The following is a 12,291-nucleotide window of genomic DNA, read 5'->3' as shown; positions in this document are numbered from 1 at the left end:
GAGGCCCGTGCCCTTAATCTTTTCGACGTACCCCGCAGCAACGAACGCGTCTTCAGCGGTCGGTGCTGAACCTCAAAGCAGACAGCAGGAGCTACGGATATGTCGAACATTCAAAACAAAGTCGTCCTGATTACCGGTGCAAGCAGTGGTATCGGCGAAGCGGCCGCCAGGCTGATCGCCGCCAAAGGCGCGCATGTGGTCCTCGGTGCCCGCCGTACCGAGCGTCTGGACAAACTGGTCAGCGAGATCCGCGCCGAAGGTGGCTCGGCAAGTGCCTGCGCACTGGACGTTACGGATCTGCAATCGATGCACGCCTTCGTGGCGTTCGCCAAGACGCAACATGGCAAGGTCGACGTGATCATCAACAACGCGGGCGTGATGCCGTTGTCTCCGCTGGCCTCGTTGAAGGTCAACGAATGGAACCAGATGCTCGATGTCAACGTTCGCGGCGTACTGCACGGTATTGCCGCCGTCCTGCCGGACATGCAGGCGCAGGGTTTCGGTCAGGTCATCAATATCTCGTCGATTGGTGGCCTCGCGGTTTCTCCGACCGCTGCGGTGTACTGCGCGACCAAATTCGCAGTCAGGGCTATCTCGGATGGTCTGCGTCAGGAAACGGACAAGATCCGCGTCACCGTGGTGTGCCCGGGTGTGGTCGAGTCCGAATTGGCGGATACGATTTCCGATGAGGTGGCCCGCGAGGAAATGAAAGCCTTCCGCCGTGTGGCGCTCAATGCAGACGCCATTGCGCGAGCGCTCGCCTATGCCATCGAACAGCCCGACGATGTCGATGTGAGTGAGATCGTGGTTCGTCCGACCGCCAGTCCGCACTGAGCCGTTCCGGGCGCAATCACACGTGGTTTGTGCCCCGTTCCGCCTGGCTATAAAGACTGGGCATAGACCTCACAAAGCAATCGCCCACGTCTGACTGACCAAATCCTTGCCAAAGCTGTGAATCGGCTCTTCCTCGACAAGCTCAAATCCTGCCCGCTGGTATAACCGGCGGGCATCCACCAGATTGCTGGTGGTCCACAGAATCATCTTTTTGTAGCCGACATCCCGGGCAAAACGCAGGCATTCCTCGATCAGCCGATTGCCGATCCCCAATCCCCGCGCACTGGCATCCACGTAGAGCATGCGCAGTTTCGCGGTGGTTTCGTCGTGGCGGATGACGAACACCGAACCCACCACCTTGCCGTCCTTCTCCGCGATCCAGCAGCGCTCGCCGGTTGGGTCGAATTCGCGCAGGTATTTGGCGACGACCTCTGCCACCAGCGCTTCGAACTCTGAATTCCAGCCGTATTCACGGCTGTAGATCGCGGTTTGCTGATGCACCACCAGACCCATGTCACCGGGCTGCGGATCGCGCAGCAGATAGGTCGTTGGCTGACCACCCTCGAGCAGCGTCTGGATCTGCTTCATCGATGCGATCAGTTGCAGTTGCTGCGGTTCGGACAGGCGTTCGAGCAGGGTGATGACTTCTTGCCGCGAGGCTTGCTCCAGCGGCGCGAGGATTTCGCGGCCGAGGTCGGTGATGTGCAGTTGACTGGCGCGGGCGTCGGTGGCGGAGGGGACTTTCTGGATCAGGCCTCTTTTGTCGAAACCGCTGATGAGGCGACTCATGTAGCCTGCGTCGAGGCCCAGCATCTGGCGCAGGTCGGTGCTGGTCAGATCGCCCTGGGACGCAAGTTCGTAGAGGATGCGCAGCTCGGTCAGCGAGTAGTCGCTTTGCAGCAAGTGTTCCTGCAACACGCCGATCTGATGGGTGTAGAAACGGTTGAACTGCCGGACGATGTCGGCGCGGTCGGTGATCGTGGACATGGCGTGATGCTCATATGTTTGCTTTAGGCAACTATATAGTTGCCTTAGGCAAGCAAGTCAAATGAATGATTTCACGATCCCGAACGCAAAGTCAGCCGGAACGAACGCTCAGTCGTGTCCATTCGTATGTTTCTGAGGCTCACGGTTTCCAGATGCGTCGCCGCGTGACCGCGATGACAGGGCCATCTCTCCATGCCTGTAAAAAAAACTGACTAGAATCCAAACACACCCATTCATTCAAGGAACGACCCATGTCCGGTTTACGCACGTTGATTGCGACCACGACCTGTATTGCGCTGCTGTGCAGTTCGGTGACCGCGCTGGCCGATCCTGGCAACGGAAAGGGGCAGGGCAAAGGCAACCCGCATAACAGCCAGGATCATGGCAATCAGGGGAAAAAAGGCGGGGGCGGTTATCAGGGGCATGGCCCGAGTATCGATCGCGGCGGGGTGATCGGGATTGTGGACGGCTATCGTGGCTACTGGACCCCGGGCCCGGCGTTGCCGCCCGGCATTCAGAAAAACCTGGCGCGGGGCAAACCGCTGCCGCCCGGTATTGCGAAGAAGCTCGATGGTCGACTGGTCGGCAGGCTGCCGCACTACGACGGCTACGAATGGCAGCAGGTCGGTACCGATCTGATCCTGGTGGCGCTGGCTACAGGGCTGATTTATGAAGTACTGAATGGCGCCTTTGATTGAAAAATAGATCTGTCCCCATATGAAAAAGCCCGGCGGATAAGGCCGGGCTTTCGTCGGGTACTGCGGTAAAACCGAGCATTCAGGCGTTACGACTTTCGATCAGACGGTCAGAACCACCTTCGGCAACTGCATCACTGAACAGCGGATCGGTTTCGGTCGCGGCAACGGCGTCACTGAACAGCGGATCAGTTTCGGTCGCAGCTACGGCATCGCTGAACAGTGGGTCGGTTTGAGTCGCAGCGGCAACAGCATCGCTGAACAGTGGATCGGTTTCAGTCGCCGCAAAAGCATTCAGGGCGAAGAGCGAAAAGGCGATGCCGAGGATTGTCTGGCGTTTCATGGTTCTGTACTCCGTGTGCAGTGGGTTGGTATGGAGCAGATCCTACGCTTTCGATTTGATATGAGAACTTCATTGAATTAATGGTTGTTATTGATGCGGTCAATGGGAGTGCTCGGCCCGGCCACCGCGGGCTTGTTCTTACGTCTTGAAAAAACGGTCAGGCCGGCATGGCGCCAGGGCAGGTGAAATCTGATCGTCGATCAGCTCGTCACTGACCAGGCGGCCTGCGACTGCCGCGAGTGTGACGCCAGGGTGCATCGTACAAACGTACATTGCGCCGATCCCGGGCAGATAACCGATGATGGGCACGCCGTCCGCAGGCATGGGCCTGAGCCCGATACACGCCAATTCTGGCTCAATGGAAATGATACCCGCCAACTCGTTGCGGATGGCCGCCGCGGTTCGTTGCGCTATGGCTTGCGGGCGGTTCTCCAGGGAGTTGTCCAGATAGTCTTCCGCCGCCAGCAAGATCCCTTGCGAATCCTGTCTGACTTCCATCTCAGGACTGGAGATCAGGGTATTCACCCGATCGGGTTGCATCCTGTAGCGGATGAAAACAGCGGGCGAGGCCTCGATCGGAAGGGACAGGTTCAGAGTTTCAGTCAGTTGCCTGATGGCCGTTCCTGCGGCCAATACGACCACGTCAGCTTCGATGGCACCGGTTGCGGTTTCGACGCCAGTCACCGTTGCATCGCGGAGGGTAAAACCCTGCACTTGGGTATGCACCAGTACCATCGCTCCAAGAGCCTGAGCACCGGCGATCAACGCATGGGTGGCTTGCACGGCGTCCAATGCGCCTTCCTGTGGATTGTAAAAGGCTTGTCGAGGGGGATTTTTGAGGTTCGGCTCAAGGTCGAGAATTTGTGCTTGAGTGAGCAGGTTGGCTGACGCTTCCAGGTCTGTGCCGGGCGGATAACTCAGGGCGCCCGTCCAATGAATCTTCAGGTCCGGCAGTTCCGCTTCGAGCCGGTGATACTCCTGGATTGCCGCAGCGCGCAGTTGCGCAATGGGATCGGGCCCACTTTGCGACGTGTTGATCCACGCAAACGAGCGCCCGGTCACGCCACTCGCGACCTCACCGGCCTCGATCACAGTGACCTGCGCACCTTTGCAAGCCAGGTGATAAGCGACGGACGCACCCACGATGCCGGCACCGATGACAATCACACGCCTTGCACTCTCTGTTTTCAAATCAACCTCCAGGTTGTCGATTCGCAATGGTATGAAGCCTATTTCATCCGTCCAGCATTCGGATCAATCGGTTGCCGTGCCTGCGTTCAAATAACCCCGGCCCGGCCTGAACTTCGTTCAGGCCATGTATCCCCCGACTCCATCCCACAACAACTTCAACGCCGTGACCACCAGCAAGCCATAACAGGCGCGGTACATCTGACGCTGGTCCAGTCTGGCGTGCAGCCGCCAGCCCAGCCAGACGCCGCAGGGTACAGCGAGCAAGCTGACGAGCATCAGTGTCAGCACGTTGCCGGTAGGTTTGGCCAGCAGCAGCCATGGCACTGCCTTGAGGAGATTGCCCACGGTGAAAAACAGGCTGGTCGTTCCGGCATACATCTGCTTGCTCAGCCCCAGCGGCAGCAGATAGATCGCCAGTGGCGGCCCGCCGGAATGCGCCACCATCGTCGTAATACCCGAAGTAATGCCGGCAGCCACGGCTTTGGGTGAGGAGCGCGGCCGCACTCGCACTTCTCCGCCCGCCTTGAACCACAAACCGACAAACAACAGCGTGATCGCCGCCATGACGATGGCGATGGCGCGGTGGTCCAGCACCCGGAAAAGCAAATAGCCGGCGCCGATGCCGACGATCAAACCTGGTACCAACAACTTCAGGTCGGGTTTTGACCAGGTGGAAGGCTTCCAGTAGCGCAGGCTGAACAGATCCATGGCGACGAACAATGGCGCCAGCACCCCGCCAGCCGTGATCGGGTCCATCACCAGCGACAACAGCGGAATCCCGACAATCGCAAAGCCGCCGCCGAACGCGCCCTTCATGAAGCAGATCAGGAACACGCCGGCGAAGGTGACGAGGAGGGTGGTGAAGGTCAGATCCACGGCGTGTGCTCACTTCATTTCGGGCGGGGAGTGGCCTTAATTTCGCTCACGGTCTGCAGGATGAACAGTTACAGTTTCGAGGCCGATCCACGGACCAGTTGCCAACTGGATCGAATGTGGGCCTTGGGCAAAGTTCGGTTTGGGGAGATAGGGGCATATGCGGCTTGAAGACATCCTGACCGAAGACCTTTACGTGGTGTTCTGCGGAATCAATCCGGGTTTATTGGCGGCAGCGGGTATCCGGCATCCATCACTTTGCAACCGAAACCATGATCGACTCCAGTCCGGGATGGTTATTTTTATAAAAAAGTTCGGAGTCTGCCGCATCTTCAAGGAAAAACCAGATGGACTTCGAAAGTGCTGCATGAAACAAGACAAACAGGAAAATTGCGCAGTAAACCAATAGCAAACCATGGGTGCCGAACTGCATCATCGTTGTTCCCATCATCATATAAGAGGCCGAATTTGCGAGTTGGCCGACAATAAGTGTGGCGGCCATTAATCTGATACGAACTCCAGACGGCACCGAGACAGTTCTCTTATCCATCCCAATCAGTGAAAGCGAGGCACTGGAAGCTCCTGCAATAAAGAGGCATGGAGCCAGTTGCCAGACTTCGACAGAGAGAGCCGCTGTGACGAGGGAGGCGGTTAATAAAGTCCAGAGTCCAATATATTTGTTTCGCTGGTTGTGTCTTCTGGCAACAAACGGGCTCAAAAATAACAGGCCACCGATTGCGCCTCCCGCAAATATGGCGTTGAACAGGCCGACACTGCTTTCAGCGAGATTATGGGTGTGAATTTGAATTGGAACCAGCATGGGTACTGTGGCAGTAACAGCCAGGCTCAACATGAAACCAGCAACAGTCAGGAATCTTTCAGGTGGAAGAATTAATTTAAGTCTAATTCCCAAAAACATTTCCCGAACTCGTTGTGCCGGCGATTTTATCTGTGTCGAGTCGGATTTGACGCTGTGCGGCAATACGAACGCTAACCCCATTGCGAACACACCCACAATGGCTGCAAAGAGAAGTGAGGCTTGTGGGGAAGACAATCCAATGACAACGCCCGCCAGGAGCGGGCCAATAACGCGACTTATGGTTACGATGATGCGCCGGATGCGAAAGGCATGTTCTATTCGAACTTTTTCTACGGTTTCAGCTGGATAAACACCGAAAAGAGATTGAACGACGCCGAAAGCCGCGACCGCAAGGATGTCAATTATCAGCAGAGCCTCTATCGAATACGAAGCGGAAACAGACACGTAGCGCAGGATGCCGGTCAACGCAATGGCGATACAACCCGCTCTTAGAGCGGTGCTGCGTCGCATGACTTCGACGCGGGACGCCAAAAACAGTATGGAAATGACGGCGGCAAGGGCCAGCCCCGTTTCATAGGTTGCCAGCTCCAACAAGTTTCCACGCTGAACGATAATAAGGGGCACGGTTGCATTCCAACAGCCGAGATATATCCATATTAAAGCTTCAAGGCAAAGATACTTTCTAAATATGCTCAAGCCATATGTCCTTTAATTGCACGAGATCTGCAAGGGTTATCCATCTTGCAGATCTCATGCGTCAGGCTAACCTGCTACGAAGTGCTTGACGTTAAAACTTTCCGCACTAACGCCAAATTTCGAAAACAAGTGTCCATGCATCTGGTTCTTGTAGATGTCTCGGTTTTTGTCGAAGTATTCGCGGTCATACCACCTCACTCCGAAAAACATAGTCAGTCCTTTGACGACAGTCATCATTTGCCAGTCATAAAGAACCGATTCCAGCGGGCGTGCAGCCAGCTTTTTATCAGATTCTTTGACGGCGATGATACACCGGTCAAGTTCATCCTTGCTGGAAAAGACAACCTCGCAGTTGGTTAATGCAACAACAGGCTTGTCAATTTCACGCTCTCCACTAATGACCACTTCGCATTTCTGAGATTCCATTCTATCTCTCCAATTTGTCGTTGGTTGCGCATGTATTAATATGCTTGCGACTTGGCAAAAGGCAATGCGATCCCTGTGTAGAGTTTCCAGCCATGACTGCATGCCGATATCGTACAAAGCGGATGAACAGTATTAGACAGTATTCTCCTTGTCAAATGAATGGTGGGGTAAATGGCTGAGGAAAATATTTTATACTTATGATTAATAGTTATATCCAAGTGAAAGAAAGCCTTGTTGTAACAAACTGATCAGAATGTGGGGGGGCGTGCATTGGTATTTAAATATCAATCCTGCAGACCAGAATTTCGGTATTGGCAAGCTATGGTTGTGCAAAGCGAACTTCATCTGGCGTTCAGCGCAATCATGTAAGCGCTGAACATGTCCGCCATCCCCTCGGCGCGGGCGGTGATTTCCGCGTCGGTGCGCGGGCTGAGTGAGAAATCCTTCCCGAACTGAGCGTGGCGAGAAAAGGGGACAGAAAAGGGGACGCAAGAGAAAAGGGGACGGATTTATTTTCTGAAAAGTAAATCTGTCCCCATTTTTAGTACCGCTAAATTCGAGGTCGTTCCAGCTTAATCCACTCTTGTACCGTCGGGCGCTGCCATTGGCGTTGAGCGTAATCCTCCAGTTGAGCCGGCACCGTGTCCCCGTTGAGTATCAATCGGTTCAGCATCAAGGCGAGATCAACGTCGGCGATCGACCATTCACCAAAAAGGTAATCCGGATTGTCGGTCAGCAGCCATTGAGCGACCTCAACCAACTTTTGCCTGGCAGCCTCAGCCGACGCTGACAACGGTCCGTATTTCTGTCCATAGAACACGACAAGGGTAGAGCGCTCCTGTCGGATCGGGAGCAGATCACTGCGTAGCCACGCTTGAACTTGTCTCGCCGCAGCGCGTTTTTGTGGGTTCTGGGGGTAAACAGGTGTCTGGGGGAACACATCTTCCAGGTATTCGGTGATCGCCGATGACTCCGACAACGCAAAGTCGCCATGCACGAGGGTGGGGACTCTCTGAGTCAGCGAAAGACGGGCGTAATCGCTGGCTTGATTCTCCAGTTTGTCCAGATCCAAGGTGCTTATTTCGAATTCGATTCCCTTTTCTCGAAGGGCCACAAAGCACGACATTGCGTAGGGACTGGTGAATTGAGCATCGACGTAAAGGCGCAGGCTTGAGTCATTCATAGCGTCATCTCCATATGCAGAATGGCCACGCTAAAAGATTGAGCGCTTTAAATAAAATTCATGTTTTTTATGGGGGCATTCCCATCAGGAATGGGCAAAAAGGGCCGACACGATTTCCCATCACGGTTTGCAAATCAGCGGGCAAGCGTCACCCAAGGCGCACCTTCAGCAAACGCCCCCTCGATCCAGTCCTTGAACGCCGTAGTCGTCGCCGTGTTGAACCGCGCCGAAGGCCGCACCAGATAAACCCCCGTGTCCGCATCCAGTTGCCACTCGGGCAGCACCCGCACCAGACGCCCCTCGCGCAGGTCTTTGGTCATCAGCCAGTCGCCGCCGGCCAAAATCCCCACGCCCATGCGCGCGGCACACAGCTGCGCTTCGTTGTCGTTGCTGACCAGTCGGCTGCGGATTTTCAGAGTGTGTTTCTCGTCGCCTCGGGTCAGTCGCCATTCGGGATACGAATGCAACCCGGTAAACCCCAGGCAATGATGATTGGCAAGATCCGCCGGCGTTTTCGGCTCGCCGTGCTGTTGAAGGTAGGAGGGCGCGGCACACAGGATTCGGCGGTGATCGCAGAGCTTCTTCGCCACCAGCCGATTGTCCGCCAGCTCGCCGATGCGGATCGCCGCGTCGAAACCCTCGGCGACGATATCGACGAAGCGCTCGGCATATTCAACCTCCAACGCCACGTTCGGATGGGCCAGCGCAAACGCCGAAACGATATCGCCCAGCCACAGCCGACCCATGGCGGCCGGCAGGGCGATGCGCAAACGCCCGCGAACTTCGGCGGCACCCTCGCGCGCATCCTGCTCCGCTTCGGCGATCAGGCTGACCGCATGCCCGAACCGCGCCACCAGCCGTTGCCCCTCATCGGTGAAACGCAATTGCCGGGTGGTGCGCTCGATCAGCCGCACCCCCAGCCGCGACTCCAGCGCGCTGAGCCGTTTCGACAGCACCGAGGGATGGCGCTGCAACGTCCGGCCCGCCGCCGCAAACGAGCCGTGCTCGGCCAGGGCCAGCAGGGTGGCGACTTCATCGGCCTGACGGCTATCGAACAGATCCATGCAACGACAACCCTCGTGGATGACCCGAAAAAAGACTCAAGGCACCAGCACAACCGCCCCCGGCAAACCGCCCCGGTGCAGATCGGCATGGGCCCGGGCGGCGTCCGCCAGCGGATAACGACGCCCGACATTGGGCTGGATGATACCGGCGTCAATCGCTTGCAACACGTCCTTTGCACGCTGCTGGTATTCCTCCGGCGTGGCGGTGTGGGCGGCGAGGGACGGTCGGGTCAGGAACAGCGAACCCTTGGCATTCAAGGTGCTGATCTCGACCGGCGCCGGCGCCCCCGACGCCATGCCGAACGACACCAGCAACCCGCGCGGGCGCAGGCAATTCAATGACGCCTCGAAAGACACCCGGCCAATCGGGTCGTACACCACATCCACTTTCTTGCCCCGGGTGAGGTCGACCACCGCGTCGGCCAGCGTCGCCGCATCGAACACCAACATCTCATCACAACCCGCCAACCGGGCCCGCTCGACACTCTCGGCGCTGGACACCACACCAATCACCAACGCCCCCAAATGCTTCGCCCACGGCACCATGATCTGCCCCAACGCACCGGCCGCGCCGTAGATCAGCACCGTCGAACCCGGCCCGACCGGGTAAGTGGACTTGAGCAAATACTGCGCGGTAATGCCCTTGAACAGCACTGCCGCCGCGTCCTCGAAACTCAGGCTGTCGGGGATCTTCACCAGCCGATTGGCCGGGTAGAGGCGGCCGCTGGCATAGGCGCCGATAGGGCCCGTGGCATAAGCGACCCGGTCGCCGACGGCCACGTTCGTCACATCGGCCCCCACCGCCACAACCCGCCCGGCGCCTTCAAGCCCCAACCCGGAAGGCAACGCCAACGGCGCAGCACCGGAACGTTGGCTCAAGTCGAGCGGGTTGACGCCAATGGCGAACTGCTCAAGCCAGACCTCGCCGGGGCCGGGTGTTTGCGCGGTGGATTGCTCCAGCTGAATGACTTGAGGCTCGCCAGTTTGGTGGATGACGGCGGTGGTGACCATGTTGAACGCTCCCTTACGTTGATCGTGGGGAGAGTCTAAAGGCCTGCTCAGGGAGCACTAGTTGGGTTGATTGCAGTTCATATGTGCATTTAATGCAGCAATTGGATCAAGGCCTCGTGGTTCGAATTCAACGCCCTTTACTGAAACGCAAACAGCCCGGGCCGACGCCTTCGTCGTTGACGAGGGTGTCGGCCCGGGCTGTTTTGCATTCCATAACCTCTTGAGCCTCACTTTTTCCTGCAACGGGAGACTCAATTAGTCGCGCTGTAGAAGCCGCCGCGAACGGCTCCTACAGCCATCGCCGGGTTACGCGACCTCGACGTGATCCAGCGCCTGATTCACCGCCAGCTCGGCAATCATCACGATCTGCGTAATACCGATCGCCGTCTTGCGATGCGACGGATCGAGCGTGGCCGCGAAATTACTCAGCATCTCACTCGCCGCACCGAGGTTTTCGCTGGCGTTGGCCAGCAGGCATTCAGTGTTGAATTTCGGATTGGCCAGGTACATCCGCTCGGGCTCGTTCAAGGACGACATGATCCCGGCGGCGGGGAAGAGGTAGTGATCCAGCGCGCGCTCGGCGGCGTCGTGGAGTTTTTTGGAGTTTGGGGATTCGTAGGGGGAGGTTGGGTCGGTTTCGGGTGGGTTGGGTGTTGGTTTGATCATGGTGAAACTCCTACATCGTCAAATGGGAGCCGACACTCTCGCTACCAAACGATGGGTGGCGGCCATGCTCAGGTTGGTAGACCGGGACGTAGGAACCGGCGCGCCCGAGGACGCCCTGTGCATGACCACCATGACGCGGAGCCTTTCAGACACTGCACATCATGATGCTTATGCAACCTACGATAATCCGGGGCTACCAAACCCCATCACTATTTTTCAGTGACCGGGAAACGATAAGACCCGCGTCGTAGACGCACAAGCCGGCGGATTCTGGCGTAGTCGTAGGCAATGACGCAAGGCGTTGTAGCCTTGGGGAAGTTACGGCGAGTTGCTTTAAACGGAGATGTTTAAGAGCTCAAAGCCTGGAAGAAATCTCCTTCCAGATGTAGCCATAGTTGTACTGCAGCCAGCGAACCAACGCCTTATCGAACTGCCTGCGAAACCAACTGTTCTCCCTCGCTGCCAGCCTTTCCTCGATCATTACCCTGAGCGAGTCTGGATCAAAGCCAGTCCATACCGGAGGCACAGCAGCCACAAGGTTGGTGAAGCACACCGGCGCGACCTCTGAATAAAGGATTTCGTAGAGCACGTCAGGATCGATGCCTCTGACCTCCGCCGCTATGTAATCGTATTCGACCGGCAAATCGTTGAAAGGCCAGGAGAGTGCGGCTCTGATGTCGGTCAGCTGCGGCTCAGTCAGAAGATGTCCCAAAACCAGAACTCCTTTAGTTCACCACTCAGTGGATGGGGACAAGGGACGGGGATATTTCTTGAAAGATAGTACTGGGCTTTATTGGCAGAAAGGGAACGGCGGGATTTTTAGGATTTCGGAAAAAGCGGGATCTATGCGAGCCATCCGCGGTGGGCGAGAGCGCTTGGCGTGGAACCAAGCGCTCAGGGTAGGGCGGGGCACTTACGGCTCCACCCTGATGTTTCAATTTTTGCTGGCGTTCAGCTTGCGCAGTTCTTCGTAGGTCGCCGACTGGACGAACCAGAAGCCGGAAATGATGCACCAGCACAGGGTGCCGGCCACGAAGATACCCAGCGCCGGCAAGAACCCACTGGTGAAAATCGCGACGATAGCGACCAGCCAGATGAATGCCAGAGAGAGATAGAGGACGGTGTTGTTGACGCTGATGACGAAGTCTTTCACGAGGGCATATTCCTTGCGGGATGTAGAAAAATTCCCCCTCTCCGGGGGGAGCGAACGCATGCTATCACATTGCCTTCATGGGGCAAGAGAAGGGGCTCTCATAACTGGCCAGTACAAAATTTCCTGATTCGCTCGTCCAGCGTGTATTGCGTATGCATTTTGATGGCATTGAGCTATACCTCAATGACTACATTGTCTAGGGAGCGATGAATGACGAGCGAGTTTGAAAAAAAATGACAAGACTTTGGATCAACTGTGATGAGTTTTAGGTAACAAAGGATGTTGAAAATGTAAAAAAGAAAAAGCCTTCAGGTATTTAACGGGGTTCTCGTTTTTTTCATAAGGTTAA

General features: G+C 56.5%; 14 protein-coding genes. 2 read left to right on the top strand and 12 right to left on the bottom strand.

Going from position 1 to position 12,291, the window contains the following annotated elements; genetic code table 11:
- The first annotated feature begins 99 nt into the window (after positions 1-99).
- Positions 100-834: an SDR family oxidoreductase gene (locus CAF80_RS08605; protein ID WP_074690829.1), complete on the top strand. Its 735-nt coding sequence runs from the start codon at positions 100-102 to the stop codon at positions 832-834.
- Positions 835-903: 69 nt separating this feature from the next.
- On the opposite strand, the gene CAF80_RS08600 is transcribed toward CAF80_RS08605, so the two are convergent.
- Positions 904-1,821 carry a helix-turn-helix domain-containing GNAT family N-acetyltransferase gene (locus CAF80_RS08600; protein ID WP_074690830.1) on the bottom strand — a complete coding sequence of 306 codons (918 nt, stop codon included), beginning with the start codon at positions 1,819-1,821 and terminating at the stop codon, positions 904-906.
- Positions 1,822-2,072: 251 nt separating this feature from the next.
- Here CAF80_RS08600 and CAF80_RS08595 point away from each other — a divergent pair, with 251 nt between their 5' ends.
- Positions 2,073-2,519 (top strand): anti-virulence regulator CigR family protein, encoded by a 447-nt coding sequence (locus CAF80_RS08595; protein ID WP_064595936.1) that lies wholly within the window; start codon positions 2,073-2,075, stop codon positions 2,517-2,519.
- A gap of 79 nt (positions 2,520-2,598) precedes the next feature.
- Here the strand turns inward: CAF80_RS08595 and CAF80_RS08590 are convergent, their stop codons facing one another.
- The 11 genes from CAF80_RS08590 to CAF80_RS08535 all read right to left on the bottom strand — a co-directional run bounded on the left by CAF80_RS08590 (position 2,599) and on the right by CAF80_RS08535 (position 11,942).
- Positions 2,599-2,859, bottom strand: coding sequence for a hypothetical protein (locus tag CAF80_RS08590; RefSeq protein WP_085655332.1), 261 nt, complete (start codon positions 2,857-2,859; stop codon positions 2,599-2,601).
- A gap of 138 nt (positions 2,860-2,997) precedes the next feature.
- Positions 2,998-4,050, bottom strand: coding sequence for an FAD-binding oxidoreductase (locus tag CAF80_RS08585; RefSeq protein ID WP_085667173.1), 1,053 nt, complete (start codon positions 4,048-4,050; stop codon positions 2,998-3,000).
- Between the two features lie 117 nt (positions 4,051-4,167).
- A complete protein-coding gene (locus CAF80_RS08580; protein WP_085667172.1) occupies positions 4,168-4,926 on the bottom strand; it encodes a sulfite exporter TauE/SafE family protein in 759 nt (252 codons plus the stop codon).
- A gap of 250 nt (positions 4,927-5,176) precedes the next feature.
- Positions 5,177-6,367, bottom strand: coding sequence for an MFS transporter (locus tag CAF80_RS08575; RefSeq protein ID WP_256578123.1), 1,191 nt, complete (start codon positions 6,365-6,367; stop codon positions 5,177-5,179).
- Positions 6,368-6,505: 138 nt separating this feature from the next.
- Complete coding sequence (locus CAF80_RS08570) at positions 6,506-6,865, bottom strand: hypothetical protein (protein WP_039773174.1); 360 nt, start codon at positions 6,863-6,865, stop codon at positions 6,506-6,508.
- A 550-nt stretch (positions 6,866-7,415) separates the two neighbouring features.
- Entirely contained in the window at positions 7,416-8,048 is a 633-nt protein-coding gene (gene yfcF, locus CAF80_RS08560) for a glutathione transferase (protein ID WP_074690835.1), read from the bottom strand.
- Positions 8,049-8,182: 134 nt separating this feature from the next.
- Positions 8,183-9,112 carry a LysR family transcriptional regulator gene (locus CAF80_RS08555; protein WP_085667170.1) on the bottom strand — a complete coding sequence of 310 codons (930 nt, stop codon included), beginning with the start codon at positions 9,110-9,112 and terminating at the stop codon, positions 8,183-8,185.
- Positions 9,113-9,148: 36 nt separating this feature from the next.
- A complete protein-coding gene (locus tag CAF80_RS08550) occupies positions 9,149-10,123 on the bottom strand; it encodes a quinone oxidoreductase (protein ID WP_085667169.1) in 975 nt (324 codons plus the stop codon).
- A gap of 306 nt (positions 10,124-10,429) precedes the next feature.
- A complete protein-coding gene (locus tag CAF80_RS08545; protein WP_039773181.1) occupies positions 10,430-10,789 on the bottom strand; it encodes a DUF6124 family protein in 360 nt (119 codons plus the stop codon).
- Positions 10,790-11,144: 355 nt separating this feature from the next.
- A complete protein-coding gene (locus CAF80_RS08540) occupies positions 11,145-11,501 on the bottom strand; it encodes a hypothetical protein (RefSeq protein ID WP_085667168.1) in 357 nt (118 codons plus the stop codon).
- A 222-nt stretch (positions 11,502-11,723) separates the two neighbouring features.
- On the bottom strand, positions 11,724-11,942 hold the full coding sequence (locus tag CAF80_RS08535) for a hypothetical protein (protein WP_011333849.1): 219 nt from the start codon (positions 11,940-11,942) through the stop codon (positions 11,724-11,726).
- Between the last annotated feature and the right edge of the window lie 349 nt (positions 11,943-12,291).

It is taken from the genome of Pseudomonas sp. B34(2017), from assembly GCF_002112915.1.
Classification (GTDB): Bacteria; Pseudomonadota; Gammaproteobacteria; order Pseudomonadales; family Pseudomonadaceae; genus Aquipseudomonas; species Aquipseudomonas pharyngis.
The sequence above is the reverse complement of the archived record's forward strand: the minus strand, read 5'-3'. Positions and strand labels throughout refer to the sequence as shown.